The organism is Streptomyces sp. NPDC088354 (assembly GCF_044753585.1).
In the GTDB taxonomy this organism is placed as follows: Bacteria; Actinomycetota; Actinomycetes; order Streptomycetales; family Streptomycetaceae; genus Actinacidiphila.
The window spans coordinates 123,927-142,981 of record NZ_JBIVNJ010000001.1; the positions used below are offsets into that span (position 1 = coordinate 123,927).

The window sequence follows — 19,055 nt, forward strand, 5'->3', positions numbered from 1 at the left end:
AGTGGCGATCGAGAGTGACCGATCGCGTACTCAACGCAGCGCGGAGATGGCAGACTGCTGGATGCCACGGGGAGAAGGTAGGCGCACATGACCACAGTTCAGTCGGGAAGCGGATCGATGGTGCGCCGCATCCTTCTGGGCTCGCAGCTGCGCAGGCTGCGCGAATCCAAGGGCATCACCCGTGAGGCCGCGGGCTACTCGATCCGTGCGTCCGAGTCGAAGATCAGCCGGATGGAGCTCGGCCGCGTGAGCTTCAAGGAGCGGGACGTGGCCGATCTGCTCACCCTCTACGGGATCTCCGACGACGCCGAGCGCTCGACGCTGCTCGGCCTGGTCCGCGAGGCCAATATCGCCGGCTGGTGGCACGGCTTCGGCGACGTCCTGCCCTCCTGGTTCCAGACCTATGTGGGCCTGGAGGAGTCGGCCTCGGTCATCCGCAGCTTCGAGAGCCAGTTCGTGCACGGGCTGCTCCAGGCCGACGAGTACAGCCGCGCCGTCATCGAGCTGGGGCACCCGGACGCCCCCGCCGAGGAGGTCGAGCGCCGGCTGGACCTGCGTCACAAGCGTCAGAAGCTGCTGACCGGTGAGAACGCACCGGAGATCGTCGCGGTGATGGACGAGGCCGTGGTGCGGCGCAGCTTCGGCGGCGCCGGGGTGATGCACGCCCAGTTGCGGCACCTCGTGGAGGTGTCGCACCAGCCGAACGTCACGGTGCAGCTGTTGCCGCTGGAGTTCACCGGCTACTCGGCAGGCGCGAGCGGCACCTTCACCCAGTTGAGCTTCCCGGAATCGGATGTCTCCGACGTCGTGTACGTCGAGCAGCTGACCGGCGCCATGTACATCGACAAGCGGGACGAAGTGGACCAGTACCACGTCGTCATGGAGAAACTGCGTACGGACAGCCTCTCGCCGGCGGCAACCCGGGAGCGGCTGAACGACATTCTGCACGCCATGTGACCACTCCCGGGGGACCGGATTCCGTTCCCATCCCGGGCCGTCATTTCACGGGGTTTCCGGCCATTCACCTGATCGAGTGAAGTGATCCTTGACATGCCGATCAGTTCATCGGCCCGGTGATCTCATGCTCCGGTGGACCGGTACCTGCGCACCTACGAGAGCAACGGGTGCCTCGTGGTGGAGCTCAACGGGGAGATCGACGTCGAAGCGGCGGTGGCGATCACCCCGCTCCTCGACGATCTCACCCAGGCCCCCGGCCCTACCCTGGTGATCGACCTGAGCCCGGTGCGGTTCATCGACTGCTCGGGGCTCGCGGTGCTGTGCCGGGCCCGCCGGCGCGTGCTCTCCCACGGGGGCACCGTGCAGCTCGTCTGCGCGCGCCCCATGACGTTGCGCATCCTGCGCGCCACCGGGCTCATGACCGCCTTCCGGCCGGTCGCCGACCTCGACACGGCACTGGCCCGGCCCGCCGGGGATGATCCCTAGTCGGCGCAGATCGCCGTGACGAACTCGGCGACCCGGTCCTTCTCGAGGTGGCGGGCGATGTCCGCCTCGCTGATCATGCCGATCAGCCGGTGCGCGGGGTGGTCGATCACCGGCAGCCTGCGGACCCTGGCCTCCTCCATCACCTCCAGGATCCGGTCCACCTCCTCGTCGCTCTCGATGATCTCCGGCCGTCCCTGGGCGAGTTCGCCGCAGGACACCTCGGACGGGTCGCGCCCCTCCGCGACGCACTTCAGCACGATGTCCCGGTCGGTGACGATGCCGACCAGCACGTCGTCGTCCCCGCAGATCGGCAGGGCCCCGACGCACTGCTCGCTCATGATCCGGGCCGCGTCGGCCAGGTTCTCGCGCTCACCGATGCACATGGCGCCGGGATGCATGATGTCCAGAGCCGTGGTCATGACGGCGCCTCCTCCGTGGCGTGGATCGCCTCTTCCCTGGCTCCATCGTCACCCTGGTGGAGTAGTTCCGCGAGAGGGCGCACCCTGGAAGGGACACCGACACCGGGGACCGCTGGAGGTGCACGTCATGCAGACCCTCGTCGGATGGCACATCGAGATGGACTTCCGTGAGGAAGGGTCCAGGACCAAGGCCGCGGCGTTGCTCCGCCTCCCGGACGGGACGGAGGTCAGGTCGCACGGCCACGCCAACCGGCATCCCGCCGACCCCTCCCAGGACCGGGTCGGCGAGGAGCTCGCCGCCGCGCGGGCGCTGAACGACCTCGCCCGTCAGCTGCTGGGCAAGGCCGCGCACGAGATCGAGGAGGTCACGCACATCTCGGCGCACCCCCGGATCTGACCGCTCCGGCCGGGTCGCCGGCCACCGCCGTCAGAGCCAGCCCCGCCGCTTGAAGACCAGGTAGAGGCTGACGCAGACCACGCCCATCAGCACGATCGCGAAGGGGTAGCCGAGCAGCCAGTGCAGCTCGGGCATGTGGTCGAAGTTCATGCCGTAGATCGTGCCGACGAGGGTGGGCGCGAAGAGGATGGCGGCCCACGCGGAGATCTTCTTGATCTCCTCGTTCTGCTCGAAGCCCGCCTCGGCCAGCGCCCGCATCTCCGCGTTCTGCTGCTGGGCGACGAGCGTGGCGTTCAGCGTCAGCAAGTCGCCGAGCGCCTGGCGGAAGCCGTCGACGCGCTCGATGGTGTGGGTGACGTGGTCGGCGACGTCGCGCAGGTAGCGCTGGAGCTCCTCGCCGGTTCCGTACTTCTCGAAGCCCGCCTGCAGACCCTCCAGCATCGGGGTGAGCGGGCGGGTGGCGCGCTGGAACTCCAGTACCTCCTGGGAGAGCTCGTAGATCCGGCGGGAGACCTGCGGGTCCCCGCCGAAGACCTGGATCTCGCTCTCCTCCATGTCCTTCTCGACCCCCGCCACGACCGGCGCGTAACCGTCGACGACCGTGTCGAGTATCGCGTAGAGCACCGCTTCCGGGCCGAGCTTGAGCAGCTCGGGGTTGCTCTCCATACGGCGGCGCACGGCGGACAGGTCGGGGGCCGAACCGTGCCGCACGGTCAGCACGAAGCCCGGGCCGACGAAGATGTGCAGCTCCGCGAAGTCGACCTCCTCGGGCAGGTCCAGGTAGCGCGCCGCGCGCAGCACGACGAAGAGGGTGTCCCCGTACCGTTCCAGCTTGGGGCGCTGGTGGGCCTGGATGGCGTCCTCCAGCGCGAGCGGGTGCAGGTCGAACTCCTTGGCCAGGGAGACCAGCTCGGCCTCGGTCGGCCGGAACAGCCCGATCCAGGCCATCGCGCCCGGTTCGGCGCGCAGTTGCGCGTACGCCTCGGCCAGGGACGACGGGGTCGCGATGCGGCGGCCGCCCCGGTAGAGGGCCGCGTCCATGACGCTGCTGACCCTCACGCCACCGGCGCCGCCGGACGACTCCGGCTCCAGGGGTACGTGCGCCTCACCGGAGGGCGCCGGGGCCGGCGGGGCGGGGCGGGCGTGCTTCGCCGTCCTCGCCCTCTCCTTCGCCGAGTTCCTCAGTGCGCGCAGGGTACGCAGGCGACGCCCGGACACCGGCAACACCACCTCTCACGGGACACCTGTGCAGCCTAGGCCCTGCCCCGCGGTCGCGTGCCCTGCCGTGCCGCGTGGCCGGCCGCACGTCGGGGAGGGCCGAACGGGTGACGACGGGGCCGCCGACGTATCGGCACCCGTGCGCTTCTCGTTGGACAGATCCCATCCGTGATCACTGATTGGAACCACGCTCGTGAACCGTATCGCCAAGGCCGCCGCTCTCACCGCCGCTGCGAGTGCCGCCGTCGTCGGCAGCGCCGGTGGCGCCCTCGCCCTCGACGGCCACGGGCACGGCGGCTCGCACGCCGAGGGCAAGGCCATCGGATCCCCCGGTGTCGTCAGCGGCAATGTCATCCAGGTCCCGGTGAACATCCCGGTCAACGTCTGCGGCAACTCCGTGAACCTCATCATCTCCCTGGTCAACCCGACCCTGGGCAACGTCTGCATCAACCGCTGACGCGGCGGGCCGGCCCCGGATCTCCGGCGCCGGCCCGGCCCGGCCGTGGACGAAGCGGCGCCCGTCGTGTGCCCCTGCTTCGTCCCGCGGTTCCACGGCGGCCTCCGGGCCGCCGTTTCGCATGCCGCGCCCCTCCCGGGCCGGCCGCGGCCACCGGGCGAGCGGCGGTCCGCACGCGGCGGGCGGTGGCAGGGGGCCACGAGTAACCTGAGTCGCGGGGGCCGCGGCAGGCGATCCCTGACAGGGCGCGACGGGTTCCGTGCGCACCCCGGACCCGGACCCGGCCCCGTCGCCACCGGTCCGTTCTTCCCCGTCCTTCCCGTCCCGTGACTCCCCGATCCCGTGATCCCGTGGGCGGCCCTCGCCGAGTGGGAAGAACGGTGGACGGAGCGTAACGTTGCGGGCGGATACGGAGTGGCTGGCCATGGGGACACCCGAGGAACACGCGGTCGCCGGCGTGGCGGATGCCGTCACGCTGGTGCTCGATGCCCGGGGTCTGGTGCTGAGCTGGCCGCCGACCGCGCGGCGGCTGCTCGGGCTCGCCCCCGACGAGGTCGTCGGCCACCCGGCGCAGGATCTGCTGGCCCCGCAGGACGTGGCGCGGCTGCCGGAGATCCGGTCCCGCTGCCGGTCCGAGGGCGGCTGGACGGGGGTGCTCCGGCTGCGCCACGCCGACGGCTCCGTGCGCACGCTGGGCGTCCGGGTGGCGGCACTGCCCGCGGAGGCCACCGGCTCCGGGGTCCGCTGGCTCGTCCTGGCCGCCGAGTCCTCGCACACGGCGCGTTCGGCCGCCTCGGGGCTGACCGACACGATGCTGGAGCGGATCGTCGGCCAGACGCCCATCGGGCTGGCCGTGGTCGACACCGAACTGCGCTGCGTGTGGTCGAACGCGGCGCTGGAGCGGTTCGGCGGCGGCCCCACCCAGGAGCGGATCGGGCACCGGCTCGCGGAGATCCAGCCCGGTCTGAACGCCACGGTCCTGGAGGCGCAGATGCGCCAGGTCCTGGAGACCGGCGTTCCGGTGATCGACTACGAGCACGTCGGCCGGTTTCGGACCGCCCCGCGCCGGGAGCAGGCGCACTCGATGTCCTTCGTCCGTCTGGAGGACGAGCGCGGCGTCCCGGTCGGGGTCTGCTACTCCGTGATCGACATCAGCGACCGCTGGCGGGCCCGCCAGCGGCTGTCGCTGCTGGACCGCGCCAGTGAGCAGATCGGCCGCACGCTGGACGTCATGCACACCGCGCAGGACCTGGCCGACGTCGTGGTGCCGGACCTGGCCGACTACGTGGCCGTCGAACTGCTGGAGTCGGTCATCAAGGGCGCCGAGCCGCAGCCGGGCCCGATCGACGACCCGCTCACCACGACACTGCGCCGCGCGGGCATGCGGGCCGCGCGGCAGGGCGAGCCGGAACCGGCCTTCGGCCTCGGGGCGGTCGTCTCCTACCTGCCCGGCACACCGCCGATCCGGGCGCTGACCGACGGCCGGTCCTGGTTCACCCCACGGCTGGACCCGTTGGGCCTGGAGTGGTGCGCGGGCGCGCCCGGCGGCCGGGCGCAGCGTTTCGGCGAACTGGGCCTGCACACCGCCATGGTGGTGCCGATCCGCGCCCGGGGGGTCACCCTCGGTGTGACACTGTTCTTCCGGGTGCGCAGGGCCGAGCCCTTCGACGCGGAGGACCTGCGGCTGGCCGAGGAGGTGATGGCGCGCGCTGCGGTGTGCGTCGACAACGCCCGCCGCTACACGCGGGAGCGGGATGCCGCGCTGGTGCTGCAGCGCAGCCTGCTGCCGCACGTCTTCCCGCCGCAGGACGCCGTGGACGTGGCCACCTACTACCGTCCGGCCGACGAGCTGTCGGGGGTCGGCGGGGACTGGTTCGACGTCGTCCCGCTGTCCGGGGCGCGGGTAGCCCTGGTGGTGGGCGAGGTGGTGGGGCACGGCATCGACGCGGCCGCGACCATGGGCCAGTTGCGTACGGCGGTGCGCACGCTGGCCGATCTCGACCTGCCGCCCGAGGAGTTGATGGCGCACCTGGACGACCTGGTGGTGCAGGTGGCCCGGGAGCAGCGCGATGCCCTGCCGCCGGGGACGGACGGCGGCGTGCTCGGGTCGAGCTGCCTGTACGTCACGTACGACCCGGTGAGCCGGAGTTGCGTCATGGCCAGCGCCGGGCATCTGCCGCCCGCCGTGCTGTCGCCGGGACGGGACGCGGTGCGGTTTCCCGACGTGCCGATCGGCCCGTCGCTCGGGCTGGGCGGACTGCCCTTCGAGGCCACCGAGCTGACGCTCGAGGAGGGCAGCGTACTGGCCCTCTACACCGACGGACTGCTCGCCTCCCCGGGCGCCCCGCGCACCATGACCCTGCAGGACACCGGGCGGGAGCGGCTGCGCGCGGCGCTGGAGGGCGGCGACCTCCCGCTGGACGGACTGTGCCGCAGCGTGGTCGACGAACTCGCCCCGGCGCGGCCGACGGACGACGTGGCGCTGCTGCTGGCCAGGACGCGCAGCCTCGACACCAGCCGCGTCGCCTCCTGGGAGCTGTCCAGCGATCCCGCGGTGGTCGGCCGGGCCCGGGAGATGTCCACCCGGCAGCTCGACTCGTGGGGGCTGCCCGGCCTCGCGTTCACCACCGAGCTCGTGGTGAGCGAGCTGGTCACCAACGCCATCCGGCACGCCTCCGGCCCCATCCGGCTGCGCCTGATCCTGGAACGGGCGCTGATCTGCGAGGTCTCGGACGCCAGCAGCACCTCGCCGCATCTGCGCCATCCCCGCACGCTCGACGAGGGCGGCCGGGGGCTCTTCCTGATCTCGCAGTTCGCCCAGCGCTGGGGCACCCGCTACACGGGCGACGGGAAGATCATCTGGGCGGAGCAGTTCCTGGACGGCCAGGGCCCGGGCGCCGGTGCCGGCCTGGACCTGGGCGAGATCCCGGTGCGCGCACGGGTCTGACGCTCCGTTTTCTATGGTCCAGACCTATTGACCGGCTGGTCCAGACCTTTCTACGCTCTGCGAGTGAACTGTGGTGGGCATGACATCGTGTCAACGGCCCGCCAGGCGGCAAGGTTTCCCCGTCGGCCCCCCACTCGAGGAGCACCCCTTGAGCACTGGAGACACCCCACGCACCTCACGGACCAGACGCCTCAGGGCCTCGGCGGTCGCGGGCTTCACCGCGCTGCTGCTGCCCGTCGCGGCTCTCGTCGGTCTGGCCACCCCTGCGCACGCCGCGGGCACCACCGCCACGTACACCAAGACCCAGGACTGGGGAACGGGGTTCGAGGGCAAGTGGACGATCACCAACAGCGGCACCACCAGCATCAGTAGCTGGACGGTCGAGTGGGACTACCCCGCCGGCACCTCGGTGACCTCGGCGTGGGACGCCGACGTCACCAGCACCGGCACCCACTGGACCGCCAAGAACAAGAGCTGGAACGGCACCCTGGCTCCCGGTGCCAGCGTCAGCTTCGGATTCAACGGCGCAGGCGCCGGAAGCCCCAGCGGCTGCAAGCTCAACGGCGGCTCCTGCACCGGCGGCGGTGGCGGCGACCCGACCCCGACGCCCACGCCGACCCCCACCCCCACGCCCACCCCGACCCCGACGCCGACCCCCACCGGCCCGGCGGGCAGCAAGATCCGTCTCGGCTACTTCGCCGAGTGGGGCGTCTACGGCCGCAACTACCACGTCAAGAACCTGGTGACCTCCGGCACGGCGAGCAAGCTGACCCACATCAACTACGCCTTCGGCAACGTCACCAACGGCCAGTGCGCCATCGGCGACTCGTACGCCGACTACGACAAGGCCTACACCGCGGACCAGAGCGTCGACGGCGTCGCCGACACCTGGGACACCGGTGCGCTGCGCGGCAGCTTCAACCAGCTGCGCAAGCTGAAGAAGCAGTATCCGAACATCAAGATCCTGTGGTCGTTCGGCGGCTGGACCTGGTCCGGCGGATTCGGCCAGGCGGCCGCCAACCCGACCGCCTTCGCCAACTCCTGCTACAACCTGGTCGAGGACCCGCGCTGGGCGGACGTCTTCGACGGCATCGACATCGACTGGGAGTACCCCAACGCCTGCGGCCTGTCCTGCGACACCAGCGGGGCCTCGTCCTTCAAGACGCTGATGTCCGCGCTGCGCACCCGGTTCGGCTCCAACAACCTGGTCACCGCGGCCATCACCGCCGACGGCACCAACGGCGGCAAGATCGACGCTGCCGACTACGCGGGCGCCGCGCAGTACGTCAACTACTACAACGTGATGACGTACGACTACTTCGGCTCCTTCGACGCGGACGGCCCGACCGCCCCGCACTCCCCGCTCACCTCCTACAGCGGCATCCCGATCGCCGGGTTCTACTCCGACGCGGCGATCCAGAAGCTGAAGAGCAAGGGCATCGCGTCGAACAAGCTCAACCTGGGGATCGGCTTCTACGGGCGCGGCTGGACCGGCGTCACGCAGGACGCCCCGGGCGGCTCGGCCACCGGTGCCGCGCCGGGCACGTACGAGGCGGGCAACGAGGACTACAAGGTCCTCAAGAACACCTGCCCGGCCACCGGGACCATCGCCGGCACCGCGTACGCCCACTGCGGCAGCAACTGGTGGAGCTACGACACCCCGGCGACCATCGCGGGCAAGATGGCCTACGTGAAGAACCAGGGCCTCGGCGGAGCGTTCTTCTGGGAGTTCAGCGGCGACACCAGCAACGGTGAGCTGGTCACCGCGATCAACAACGGCCTGAGCTAGTCCGGCCGGAGGAAGGCCGGGGAGGCGGTCCAGCCGCCTCCCCGGCCTTCCGCGTGCTCAGGCCGTGCAGCGGGAGCCGTCGAGGGAGAAGGACGCGGGATCGGCGTTGCCCGAGTACCGGGCGCCGATGAAGCCGAAGGTCGCCGAACCGCCCGTGCCCAGCGAGCGGTTGTAGCCCTTGGCGCGGACCGTGACCGACCCGCCCGACTGGTGGAAGTCCGCGTCCCACATCTGCGTCACGCGCCGGCCGTCGGGGAACGTCCAGTCCAGCCGCCAGTCCGACCGCGGGATGCGGGTCGTGACGGTCACCGCCGCCTGGAAGCCGCTGTCCCACTCGTCGACCAGGGTGTACGTGACGGAACACGTCGCCGCGGGGGCGGAGGGCGAGCCGTGCGGGGACCGCGCGGGCGGGGCGGCGTCCGACGGGCGGCGGGCCGGCACGGCGGGGATCGTGTGCTCCGCGGCGGACGGCTCGGCGTCACCGGGGAAGGACGCGCCGTCGGAGGGGTCCTGGGTCCCGGCCGTCGCGGGGGCACTGGGCACACCGGGTCCGGGCAGCGGGGGCAGACCTCGGTCGGTGCCGCCCTGCGGGGTGGGCGCGGCGGAAGCGGCCCGCGGCGCGGAGTCGTCGGCCGTCACCAGGACCGTCAGCCCGACCACGGCGGCCAGCAGGCCCGCGACGACCACCACGGCCATCCGGCCGCCGGGCAGGTGCCCGCGGGCCCGCCCGGCCGGGCGGGCGGTGCGGCGCGGCGGCCTGCGGTCCGCACGCCGCAACGGCGGCTGCGCCCCGCCGACGCGGGTCGCCTGCCGGCGGGCCTCCAGGTACGCCGGGCCCGCCCAGCCCAGCACGCCCTCGGCGAGCGCTTGCGCCAGGGCGTCGCCGTCGCCGTGCGGGGTCAGGCAGACCACCGCCTTCGCGCAGTCCGGGCACCGGTCGAGGTGCCGGCGCAGGTCCTCCGGCAGCGCTTCCTGCGGCAGGAACCTCGCCGTGTCCAGCAGCCCGGCGTAGCCTCCGCACTCCTGCGTCGGGGGCTCCGCCATGTGCGTGCGCAGGCAGTACTCGCGGAAGAACTCGCGCGCGCGGTCGGTCTCCTCGGGGGTGACTGCCGGGTGGCGCTCCACCTCCGCGTACCAGAGCGTCTCCGCGGCCCGCTCGGGCATCGCCCGCAGCCCGCGCAGCGCCAGCGGCTCCGGGCGCCGCGCCCCGGTGCGGGCCCGGCGGGCGGCACGCTCGGCGTTCAGCCAGATCCGCAACTCGGGCTGCAGGCTGTCGCCGTCGCCGGCGGCCGCCCAGTGCGCGGTGGTGTCCCGGACGGCCGTCAGCAGGAACGGCAGGCAGGGCAGCCCCGCACCACCGGTACCGGTACCGGGCGCGTGCGCCGTGTACGGCTCCTTGGCCGCCGCCAGCCCGCGGTCGAAGGCGTCGGCGGCCAACCGATCGCCGGCCTCGCGGGTGAGGGTGCACAGCTGCGCGAGGCAGAGCACTTCCCCCCAGTACTCGGACAGCAGGACGGCCTCGGGGACCGGGGCTGCGGGGGTCATGGAGCGGGGGACCACCCTTCGGCGTCGGGGAGGCTGCGCCTTTGTGGTGCCGGGAGCCTTTCACGCTTCCTGCACAAGCAGCAAGACGCGATGTCCTCTGCGTGCAGGGGGTGTTGATGCAGCTTTGACGGGATGCGCGACGTCCGTGCGCGCGCAGGACGGCCCGTGGTGCGGCGCCCGAGGCCACCGCGCCGCCCCCGACGCGGATCGGCGGTGCCGAGGGCATTCGCAGTGCGACGCGGCGCCCACCGGGACCCGCACGCCGTCCGGTCGGCGCGTGCGCCGTTGGTGGGCGGTGCCGAGGGCGGGCCCTCCCGGAGCGTCACGCCGTTCCGTCGGCGGGGGCGGAGGTGGGAGCGGCGGGGCGTGGGAGGGCGGTGCGGATGGCCGGGAGGGTCAGGACCGCGGCCACCGCGCCGAGTTGCCAGACGGCGCCGAAGCCGAGGACACCGGAGGTGCCCAGGAGCACCGACAGCGGCCCGGCGGCGGCGAGGCCGACGGGGCCCAGGGCGAACGCGCCGAAGGCGCCGTACGCGCTGACGCGGGCGACGGCCCCGGGTGGGACCTGGGACTGGGTGACGGTGGCGTAGAGGGTTGCGCAGACGGACGAGCCGATGCCCGCGGCCAGCGCGCCGGCGCAGACCCACGGCAGCGGCCACCCGCCGGCGAGGGCCGCCGAGGGCAGGGCCCAGCACACCGTGGCGGCCGTGGCGACGAACAGCGGCCGGCGGGGCCTGCGGCCCAGCATGGCCGTGCCGCCGGCGACCGCGCCCGCCCCGTACAGCGCCATGACCAGGCCCCACGAGGTCGCCCCGCCGAGGCGGCGCTGGGCGACGAGGGGGCCGAGGACCAGGAACGGCGCCCACACGAAGAGGTTGAACAGGCAGACGTGGAGGGAGGTGACCCACAGCCAGGTCCGGGAGCGGAACTCCGTCCAGCCCTCCCGCAGGCCGGTGAGGAAGGAAGCCGCGGGTCCGGCGGGTCCGGCCGTACGGGGCAACAGGAGCAGCGCCGCGACGCTGACGCCGTAGCTGGCGGCGTCCACCGCGAACACCGCCGACGCGCCCGCGGTCGCGGTCAGCACGCCGGCGAGCGCGGGCCCGGCGACCGACGCCGCCGAACGGGCCACGCCCAGAAGCGCGTTGCCGTCCGACAGCGCGTCGCCCCGCACGATGCGCGGCACGAGCGCGTCGAGCGCCGGGGTGAACAACGCCTCGGCGGCGCCCCAGACGACGACCAGCGCCGTCAGCGTCGCCAGGTGCGGTGCGCCGCCCAGCAGGGCCAGGGCCAGGCCGCCCTGGGTGAGGCAGCGCGTGATGTCGGCGGTGAGCATCACCCGCCGGCTGCCCCAGCGGTCGCTGAGGACGCCGCCGGCGAGGAGCACCAGGACCAGCGGCAGGATCCGGGCGGTGAGGACGAGGCCGAGTTCGGTACCGCCGCCACCGTTCTCCAGCACGGCGAACGCCAGCGCGACCGACGCCATCGACGATCCGAGCAGGGACGTGGCGTAGCCGGTGAAGAAGCGGCGGAAGTCGCGTTCCCGCAGCACAGCGGGGCGGAAGTCGAAGGCCATGGGCGCAGCGTGCAAGGGCCGTCGGCCGACACGCCAGAGCGGCGGTCGAAATTATTGAGTCGGGTCGAATCAACTTATGATGGATGCGGTTGCGGACGGCAGGTCATTTACTGCGGTCCGCGGGCCTTGGTGAGGGTGCGCAGCGACAAGGGGGTGGGGCATGAGCCGTCCCGTGGAGTACGCCGTCGCCGTCGACCGCTATCTCGCCGCCACGGGCCTGGGCACCGGCTCCCGCCGGGTCTACCGGATCGCCCTCGCCACCTGGGCGTGGGGCCTGGTCGACCGCGCCGCGCCCCTGGGGCGCGGTCGGCGCAACGCCGCGCCGCCCGCCGTCCCGCTGGCACTGCTCGACACACCGCAGGCCGCGCGGCGGTTGCGCGAGGCCTTCGCCGCGCGCTCCGCGGCGGTCGGCGCCCGTACCGCCAACCGCGAACTGTCCGTGCTCGTCGCCGCCGTGACCTGGTGGCGGGCGCAGGGCTGGCTGACCGGCGACCCCGTGGACGGCCTGCGGGCGCTGCCCCTGCCGGGGCCGCGCGACACGGGGGGCGGCCTCGACGCGGACCGCGCGCGGGAGGTGCTCGGCCTGCCGGCCCCCTTGCGCGAACAGGCCCTGTGGCATCTGCTCCACGACACCGGGGCGTCCATCGAGCGGGTCCTCGCCCTGGACGTCGACCACCTGGACCTGCCCGGCCGCCGTACCCGTGAGCGCTTCGGCGGCACGCCGCTGCGCTGGGGTGAGGCGACGGACCGGCTGCTGGCGCTGCTGACACTGGGGCGCGTCGCCGGGCCGGTGTTCCGCACCGGCCGGGGGCGGCTGTCCTACCGCCGCGCGGCCGAGGTCTTCACCGCCGCCACCCGCCCGCTCGACCCGGGCGGGCGGGGGTGGACGCTGCGGGACCTGCGCGGCCCGGGGCGGCGGTGACCCGCGGCGTCAGCCGCCGTGGGTGAAGCGGGCGACGACCGTGAGCGTCGCGGGGCCCTTGATCATGCCGAGCCGGTTCCAGGTGAGGCCGAAGTCGGCCCGGTCGACGACGGCTTCGACGGTGAGGACGACCGCGTCGGGGGAGGCGGTGTCGGCCCGGCCCGTCAGGGCGAGCGGGCGGGTGGTGCCGCGCACGGTCAGTTCGCCGTCGACCGCGAGGGCGCCGTCCGCGTCGGCGGTGACCCGGCGGGCGGTGAAGACGATCGCCGGGTGGGCGGCGACGTCGAAGAACTCGGCGGACTTCAGGTGGGTGTCCCGCTGGGTGTTGCCCGTGTCGAGAGAGGCGGCCTCGATGGTGAGCGTGCCGTGTGCGGTGCCGTCGGGGGCGAGTTCGCCGCTGCCGGCGACGGTGGCGAAGGCGCCCTTGACGGTGGCCGCGTTCCACATCGTCTTGTGCGTGAGCCGGACCGAGGAAGCCGCGGGGTCGAGGACCCACGAGCCCGTGCGCGGGCCGGCGGGGGTGGTGGACGAGTCGGTCATGGGGGAACCGCATCCTTTGATCGCTAGCCAGATATTAAGTAGCTGGTTAGACAATAACGGGCATTGGTACCCTGGGCAATGTGATGACGGAGATCCACACGGGGGCGGACGGCGGGGTGACCTGCCCCGGCACCGCGGACCTGGAACTGCTCGCGCGGTGGGACGGGTTGCAGTCGGGCTTCCGCCGCGTCACCGATCAGCTGCTGGCGGACGTGGAGGCGCGGTCGGGGCTGGCCCCGTCCTCGTTCCAGGCGTTGTGGTTCCTCATGACCACACCGGAGCGCTCCGCGCCGATGAACCAGCTCGCGGGAACCCTCGGCTTCACGACGGCGGGCACCACCAAGGTCGCCGACCGCCTCACGGAGGCCGGCCTCATCGAACGCCGTCCGTGCCGGAGCGACCGGCGGGTCACGCTGGCGGCGCTCACCGAACGCGGGCTGGAGGTGGCGGCGACGGCCGCCCGCGCCCTCGCCGACGCGCTGCGGGAACGCGTCGTCGCCCCCCTCGGCGGCACGGAGCGCTTCGCCGCGCTCGCGGACGCGGTCACCGCGGTCGACCCGGAGCCGCCGGGCCGTCCCCCGTGCGGCGCCTGAGCACAAGCCGTCAGATGCCTGTCGCGACCGAGCGCGGGTCGAAGCCGAAGGGCAGCTCCAGGCGGTGGCGGCGCATCAGGGCGTCGTCGGACAGCAGTTCCTGCGTGCGGCCGTCGGCCGCGATGACGCCGCCGCTGAGGATCACCGCGCGGGAGCACAGTTCCAGGGCGTAGGGCAGGTCGTGCGTGACCATCAGCACCGTGACGTCCAGCGACCGCAGGATGTCGGCGAGTTCGCGCCGCGAGGCCGGGTCCAGGTTGGACGAGGGCTCGTCGAGGACGAGGATCTCCGGCTCCATGGCGAGCACGGTGGCCACCGCGACCCGGCGTCGCTGGCCGAAGGACAGGTGGTGCGGCGGCCGGTCGGCGAACTCCGCCATGCCGACCCGCTCCAGTGCCCTGCGGACGCAGGCTTCCAGTTCGGGGCCGCGCATCCCGGCCGCGGCGGGTCCGAAGGCGACGTCCTCGCGGACGGTCGGCATGAACAACTGGTCGTCCGGGTCCTGGAAGACGATGCCGACCCGGCGGCGGATCTCCGCGAGGTGCCTGCGGTCGCCGACCGGCAGGCCCGCGACGGTGACCGTGCCCGCGCCCGCCTCCAGGATGCCGTTGAGGTGCAGGACGAGCGTGGTCTTGCCGGCGCCGTTGGGCCCGAGCAGGGCGACCCGCTCGCCGCGGCCGATGGTGAGGTCCACGCCGAACAGCGCCTGGTGGCCGTCGGGGTAGGCGTAGGCGAGGCCGTCGACCTCGAGCGAAGGTGTCACACGAACCATCCCATCAGACAGACCAGCAGCGCGGCGGCCGGGAGCGCGGCCGCGTACGACCACTGGGCACGGGACGCCGTGACGTCGTCGATCACCGGCATGCTGCCGGCGTAGCCGCGGCTGACCATGGCCAGGTGGACGCGCTCGCCGCGTTCGTAGGAGCGGATGAACAGGGCGCCCGCGGACTTGGCGAGCACGCCCCAGTGGCGCGGGCCGCGGGCCTCGAAGCCGCGCGAGGCCCGGGCGACGCGCATGCGGCGCATCTCGTCGGTGATGACGTCGCCGTAACGGATCATGAAGGAGGCGATCTGCACCAGCAGCGCGGGCAGCCGCAACCGCTGCAGCCCGAGCAGCAGTTCGCGCAGTTCGGTGGTGGAGGCCAGCAGCACCGACGCGGCGACGCCCAGGGTGCCCTTGGCGAGGATGTTCCAGGCGCCCCACAGGCCGTTCACGCTCACGGACAGCCCGAGCACCTGCGTGTGCGGGCCCTCGGCGACGAACGGCATCAGGACGGCGAAGGCGACGAACGGCACCTCGATCAGCAGCCGCCGCAGCAGGAAGCCCGCGGGTACCCGGGCCACCGCCGCCACCGTGGCCAGCAGCACCGCGTACAGGCCGAAGGCCCACACCGCGGTGCGCGGGGTGGACACGACGACCAGGACGAAGCAGAAGACCGCGGCGATCTTGCACTGCGGGGGCAGCGCGTGCACCCGCGAGTGCCCGTGCCGGTAGAGCCGGTGTGCGTGCCCCGCGCCCATCCGTCAGGCCTCGTCCGCGCGCGGCCGGCGGCGCACGACCCAGAAGACGCCGCTGCCGAGCGCGAGGGTGGCGCCGACGCCCAGGATCCCGGCGAGACCGCCGGACAGCCGGGGGTCGCCGACGTCCTCGGTCCGGTAGTCCGCCAGCGGCGAGTCCTTGGCCGCGTGCTCCTCGGTCTTCTTGTCGATGCCGTGGTCGGCGGCGACCTTCTCCAGGCCGTCGGGGCTGGACGACGCGTAGTAGCTGACGAATCCGGCGAGCACCAGGGCGGCGATCAGGCCGGCGATCCACAGCGGCCGTACGCCGCCGCGCTTGGGGGTGGTGGTCACGGCCGCCATCAGACGGTCGCCTCCTTCAGCTCCAGCGGACGGCGCAGGCCACGGGCGCCGTGGACGAGATCGGGACGGACGGCGATCACGGCGCCCACCGTCGCGGCGGTGATGAACGCCTCACCGATGCCGATGAGCACGTGGACGCCGACCATGGCGGCGAAGACCTTGCCCAGGGGGACGTCGGTCGTGCCGCCGAGCGCGTAGATCGCGGTGAAGGCGACCGAGGCCGCGGGGACGGAGAGCAGGGCCGCCGCGAAGGCCGCGCCCGTCACCGAGCCGCGGGTGCGGGGCAGCACCTTCACCAGGCCGCGGAAGACCGCGTAGGCGACGACGACCGTCACGATCGCCATGTCCGTGATGTTCACGCCGAGCGCGGTGAGCCCGCCGTCGGCGAAGAGCACCCCTTGGATGAGCAGCACCACCGACACGCACAGGACGCCGGTGAAAGGGCCCACCAGGATGGCGGCCAGTGCGCCTCCGAGGAGATGGCCGCTGGTGCCCGCCGCGACGGGGAAGTTGAGCATCTGCACGGCGAAGATGAAGGCGGAGACGAGTCCGGCCAGTGGCGCGGTGCGCTCGTCGAGTTCGCGCCGGGCACCGCGCAGGCTCACGGCGACGGCCGCCGCCGCCACGGCCCCGGCCGCCACCGACACCGGGGCGTCGATGAATCCGTCGGGTACATGCATGAGGTGCTCCGCTTCGGAGTCGGCCTGCTCGAACGCCTCATCATACGGCCTTATTGCAACATGGTTGCAAGAGCCTGGGACACGCGAAAACGTTCCCCTCGCGTGTACCGGTGGCCGCGACCGGATCGCCTTCACGGCGCCGGTCGTTCAGGCCAGCGGCCGCCCCGCCGTCAGGTTCCAGCGCCCGGAGCGCCCGCTGAATTCCGTCGCGGTGAGCGGCGGGACGTCGATCCGCCAGAACGCCGGCTCCGGCACGCCCAGTGCCCGTACCGCGCACGCCCGGACGATCTCCGGCTCGACGACGGCGACCACCCGGCCGGTCGCGGCCGCCAGCGAGTCCAGCCAGGCGCCGACCCTTGCGCACAGGTCGCGCAGCGACTCCGCGTCGTGCGGCGCGGCGTCGGGGTCGGAGAGCCAGGCCGCGACCGCGTCGGGCTCCTCCGCGCTCACCTCGGCCAGCGTGCGGCCGCGCCAGCGCCCCAGCGCCCAGCCGTCGGGGGCCTCCTCGGTGGTGGCCAGTCCCAGCGCCGCGGCCGTCGCCCGGCAGCGCGCCGAGGGCGACACCAGGACCCGGCCGGCGGAGGGCAGGTCGCCGGCCACCGCGCGGGCGGCCACCAGCGCGCTCTCGTCCGGCGGCACGTCGTCGTCGAAACGGGCCTCGCGCAGCGCGGCCGTCACGACCGGCGAGATCAGGGTCACCCGGGTGGTCATGCGCTCTCCTCCGTTGTCCGCGGGGCCGCCGCGCGGCCCCCGGCAACCCTTCCACGCCAGGTCGCGCCGCCAACGGGGGCGCACCCGTGTGCCCTTGGCCGTTCGGCCGGACCGCGGTACCGTCGCGAGGACGAACACGACGGCACGGCGGAAGTCCGGTGGGAATCCGGCACGGTCGCGCCACTGTGAGCCGGGCACAGCGCCGGGCGAGTCAGACCCGCAGCCGTCGACATCGCTCCACCGACCGGGACGCGCGTTCCCACCAGGAGGCCACACCATGGCGCAGTCCGCCGTCCAGCCCGCCGTCGCACCCACCGCCGTCCCCGCCCCGCTGCCGATCGGCGCGATCGCGCCGTGGGCGGTCTTCTTCGGCGTCCTGATGCTCGTCGTCCTCTACTTCGTGGGTGCCGAGCAGGGCGCGACCTCGCTCATCTCCGGCGAGAACGTGCACGAATGGGTGCACGACGGGCGTCACCTGCTCGGCTTCCCCTGCCACTGAGCGGGGCCGGCCCGGCCCGGCCGACCACCCGTTGTCGCCGCCCCCGCCCGGGGCGGATCTTTCCCGGCGTGTCCCGTGGGACCGCCCGCGGCGAGGGCGGGGCCGACACCCCACCCGCGCTGCCACCGTGTGCACGCCGCGGGCCGCTGCCGTGGCAACCCCCGCCGGTCGGGCAGGTGCCCGGCCTTCGGCGTTCAACGGGTGGCGCGGGCCGGGCCGTTCGCAGTGACCAGGGTGTGCAGCCGGTCGGCGGCGGTGCGGCCGAAGTCCGGGTCGTTGAGGTGCGTGTCGTACGCGGCCAGCTCCACCCGGCTGCCGCGCAAGCCCTCGCGCAGCGCCGTGAACAGCACCTCGTCGACGGACGGGTCGTGGTACGGGCCGCCAGGGGCGCCGAGGGTGGACAGGCCGCGCAGCGGGAGCAGCAGGGCCGCGGGACCGGTCGCGGCGCGCAGTTTCTCGGCGACCTGGCGGCCGAGCGCGGCGCACTCGGCGGCGCTGGTGCGGATGACGGTGACCGACGGGTTGTGCACGTGGACGTGGCGGGACCGGAAGCGTTCGGGCAGCGAGGCGAGCGGCCCGAACTTGACCATGTCCAGCGCCCCCGGGCTCACCACCTGCGGCAGTCCGGCGCGGCCCGCCGCCCGCAGCCGGTCCGGGCCCGCCCCGAAGGCGCCGCCGACCAGGTCGTCGGCGAGCTCGCTGAGCGTGAGGTCCAGTACGCCGGCGAACATCCCCTGCGCGGCGAGGGTCTCCAGGGAGCGGCCGCCCGACCCGACGGAGTGGAAGACCAGTACCTCGTAGCCGAGTTCGGTCAGCCGCTGCCGGGCGGCGTCCACGCCCGGGGTGGTCACGCCGGCCATGCTGGCCGCGACCAGCGGCCGGTCGTCCGCGGGCGGCGGCGCGTCGGTGGCGTACCCCGTGGCCATGGCGGCGATGGCGTCGGCCGCGTTCGCCAGGATCGGCGCCGAGACGCGGTTGACGCCCGCGAGGTCGACGACGCTGTACATCATCGCGATGTCGGCAGCCCCCACGTACGGCGAGACGTCGCCGGCCGCCATCGAGGACACCATCAGCTTCGGCACCCCCAGCGGCAGGGCGCGCATCGCGCGGGTCGCGATCGACGTACCGCCGCTGCCCCCGATGGCCAGCACACCGTGCAGCCGCCCCTGTTCGTGCAGTCGGCGCACCACCTCGGCCGCGCCCTCGGCCATCGTCGTCACGGCGGTGCCCCGGTCCCCCTGGGCGCGCAGCCGGGCGAGATCGGCGCCCGCCGCGCGGGCGACCTCGACACGCGGTATGTCGGGGGGCACCAGGGGCTCACCGGCGACCCCGGTGTCGATGAGGACGACCTCCACGGCGCGCCGCAGCAGGCGCTCGCGCAGCCATCCGTACTCCACACCCTTGGTGTCCAGCGTTCCCAGCAGCGCAACCACCGGCATGGATCACAGTGTTGGGGGCATCG

At 73.4% G+C, this 19,055-nt stretch carries 18 protein-coding genes, 1 pseudogene and 1 riboswitch; of the genes and pseudogenes, 9 read left to right on the plus strand and 10 right to left on the minus strand.

All coding sequences use genetic code 11. The features are described from left to right. Positions 1 to 87: 87 nt before the first annotated feature. Together ACIP98_RS00560 and ACIP98_RS00565 are read left to right on the plus strand one after the other, a co-directional pair. Positions 88 to 957 carry a helix-turn-helix transcriptional regulator gene (locus ACIP98_RS00560; RefSeq protein ID WP_319660095.1) on the plus strand — a complete coding sequence of 290 codons (870 nt, stop codon included), beginning with the start codon at positions 88 to 90 and terminating at the stop codon, positions 955 to 957. A 132-nt stretch (positions 958 to 1,089) separates the two neighbouring features. Beyond that, entirely contained in the window at positions 1,090 to 1,443 is a 354-nt protein-coding gene (locus tag ACIP98_RS00565) for an STAS domain-containing protein (RefSeq protein ID WP_401973024.1), read from the plus strand. On the opposite strand, the gene ACIP98_RS00570 is transcribed toward ACIP98_RS00565, so the two are convergent. Continuing rightward, complete coding sequence (locus tag ACIP98_RS00570) at positions 1,440 to 1,862, minus strand: CBS domain-containing protein (RefSeq protein ID WP_319660097.1); 423 nt, start codon at positions 1,860 to 1,862, stop codon at positions 1,440 to 1,442. The genes ACIP98_RS00565 and ACIP98_RS00570 overlap by 4 nt on opposite strands. A 127-nt stretch (positions 1,863 to 1,989) precedes the next feature. Between ACIP98_RS00570 and ACIP98_RS00575 the strand changes: the two genes are divergently transcribed. Continuing rightward, entirely contained in the window at positions 1,990 to 2,259 is a 270-nt protein-coding gene (locus ACIP98_RS00575) for a DUF1876 domain-containing protein (protein ID WP_319660098.1), read from the plus strand. 30 nt (positions 2,260 to 2,289) lie between these two features. Here the strand turns inward: ACIP98_RS00575 and ACIP98_RS00580 are convergent, their stop codons facing one another. Next, entirely contained in the window at positions 2,290 to 3,300 is a 1,011-nt protein-coding gene (locus ACIP98_RS00580; RefSeq protein WP_401973426.1) for a magnesium and cobalt transport protein CorA, read from the minus strand. 370 nt (positions 3,301 to 3,670) lie between these two features. Here ACIP98_RS00580 and ACIP98_RS00585 point away from each other — a divergent pair, with 370 nt between their 5' ends. The 3 genes from ACIP98_RS00585 to ACIP98_RS00595 all read left to right on the plus strand — a co-directional run bounded on the left by ACIP98_RS00585 (position 3,671) and on the right by ACIP98_RS00595 (position 8,670). Next, complete coding sequence (locus ACIP98_RS00585) at positions 3,671 to 3,934, plus strand: chaplin (protein ID WP_319660100.1); 264 nt, start codon at positions 3,671 to 3,673, stop codon at positions 3,932 to 3,934. A 424-nt stretch (positions 3,935 to 4,358) separates the two neighbouring features. Beyond that, positions 4,359 to 6,881 carry a SpoIIE family protein phosphatase gene (locus tag ACIP98_RS00590; RefSeq protein WP_319660101.1) on the plus strand — a complete coding sequence of 841 codons (2,523 nt, stop codon included), beginning with the start codon at positions 4,359 to 4,361 and terminating at the stop codon, positions 6,879 to 6,881. A 148-nt stretch (positions 6,882 to 7,029) separates the two neighbouring features. Continuing rightward, positions 7,030 to 8,670 (plus strand): glycosyl hydrolase family 18 protein, encoded by a 1,641-nt coding sequence (locus tag ACIP98_RS00595; protein ID WP_401973025.1) that lies wholly within the window; start codon positions 7,030 to 7,032, stop codon positions 8,668 to 8,670. 57 nt (positions 8,671 to 8,727) lie between these two features. On the opposite strand, the gene ACIP98_RS00600 is transcribed toward ACIP98_RS00595, so the two are convergent. Together ACIP98_RS00600 and ACIP98_RS00605 are read right to left on the minus strand one after the other, a co-directional pair. Continuing rightward, positions 8,728 to 10,215: a cellulose-binding domain-containing protein gene (locus ACIP98_RS00600; RefSeq protein ID WP_319660103.1), complete on the minus strand. Its 1,488-nt coding sequence runs from the start codon at positions 10,213 to 10,215 to the stop codon at positions 8,728 to 8,730. 322 nt (positions 10,216 to 10,537) lie between these two features. Then, positions 10,538 to 11,788: an MFS transporter gene (locus ACIP98_RS00605; RefSeq protein ID WP_401973026.1), complete on the minus strand. Its 1,251-nt coding sequence runs from the start codon at positions 11,786 to 11,788 to the stop codon at positions 10,538 to 10,540. Positions 11,789 to 11,948: 160 nt separating this feature from the next. Here ACIP98_RS00605 and ACIP98_RS00610 point away from each other — a divergent pair, with 160 nt between their 5' ends. Continuing rightward, on the plus strand, positions 11,949 to 12,710 hold the full coding sequence (locus ACIP98_RS00610; RefSeq protein WP_401973027.1) for a hypothetical protein: 762 nt from the start codon (positions 11,949 to 11,951) through the stop codon (positions 12,708 to 12,710). Between the two features lie 9 nt (positions 12,711 to 12,719). On the opposite strand, the gene ACIP98_RS00615 is transcribed toward ACIP98_RS00610, so the two are convergent. Then, positions 12,720 to 13,250 carry a YceI family protein gene (locus ACIP98_RS00615; RefSeq protein ID WP_319660106.1) on the minus strand — a complete coding sequence of 177 codons (531 nt, stop codon included), beginning with the start codon at positions 13,248 to 13,250 and terminating at the stop codon, positions 12,720 to 12,722. An 83-nt stretch (positions 13,251 to 13,333) separates the two neighbouring features. Here ACIP98_RS00615 and ACIP98_RS00620 point away from each other — a divergent pair, with 83 nt between their 5' ends. Continuing rightward, the gene (locus ACIP98_RS00620; protein ID WP_319660107.1) at positions 13,334 to 13,843 is read left to right on the plus strand and encodes a MarR family winged helix-turn-helix transcriptional regulator; all 510 of its coding nucleotides are present in this window, start codon (positions 13,334 to 13,336) and stop codon (positions 13,841 to 13,843) included. A 10-nt stretch (positions 13,844 to 13,853) separates the two neighbouring features. On the opposite strand, the gene ACIP98_RS00625 is transcribed toward ACIP98_RS00620, so the two are convergent. The 4 genes and pseudogenes from ACIP98_RS00625 to ACIP98_RS00640 all read right to left on the minus strand — a co-directional run bounded on the left by ACIP98_RS00625 (position 13,854) and on the right by ACIP98_RS00640 (position 17,094). After that, on the minus strand, positions 13,854 to 14,615 hold the full coding sequence (locus ACIP98_RS00625; RefSeq protein ID WP_319660108.1) for an ABC transporter ATP-binding protein: 762 nt from the start codon (positions 14,613 to 14,615) through the stop codon (positions 13,854 to 13,856). Further along, entirely contained in the window at positions 14,603 to 15,364 is a 762-nt protein-coding gene (cbiQ, locus tag ACIP98_RS00630; protein ID WP_319660109.1) for a cobalt ECF transporter T component CbiQ, read from the minus strand. The genes ACIP98_RS00625 and cbiQ overlap by 13 nt, the downstream gene beginning before the upstream one ends. A gap of 3 nt (positions 15,365 to 15,367) precedes the next feature. After that, positions 15,368 to 16,383, minus strand: a pseudogene (locus ACIP98_RS00635) (energy-coupling factor ABC transporter permease). 147 nt (positions 16,384 to 16,530) lie between these two features. After that, a complete protein-coding gene (locus ACIP98_RS00640; protein WP_401973028.1) occupies positions 16,531 to 17,094 on the minus strand; it encodes a histidine phosphatase family protein in 564 nt (187 codons plus the stop codon). Between the two features lie 149 nt (positions 17,095 to 17,243). Continuing rightward, positions 17,244 to 17,311, plus strand: a riboswitch (cobalamin riboswitch). A gap of 60 nt (positions 17,312 to 17,371) precedes the next feature. Between ACIP98_RS00640 and ACIP98_RS00645 the strand changes: the two genes are divergently transcribed. Further along, positions 17,372 to 17,593 (plus strand): CbtB-domain containing protein, encoded by a 222-nt coding sequence (locus ACIP98_RS00645; protein ID WP_319660111.1) that lies wholly within the window; start codon positions 17,372 to 17,374, stop codon positions 17,591 to 17,593. 194 nt (positions 17,594 to 17,787) lie between these two features. Here ACIP98_RS00645 and ACIP98_RS00650 read toward each other — a convergent pair whose 3' ends face one another. Then, positions 17,788 to 19,032: a Tm-1-like ATP-binding domain-containing protein gene (locus ACIP98_RS00650; protein WP_401973029.1), complete on the minus strand. Its 1,245-nt coding sequence runs from the start codon at positions 19,030 to 19,032 to the stop codon at positions 17,788 to 17,790. Between the last annotated feature and the right edge of the window lie 23 nt (positions 19,033 to 19,055).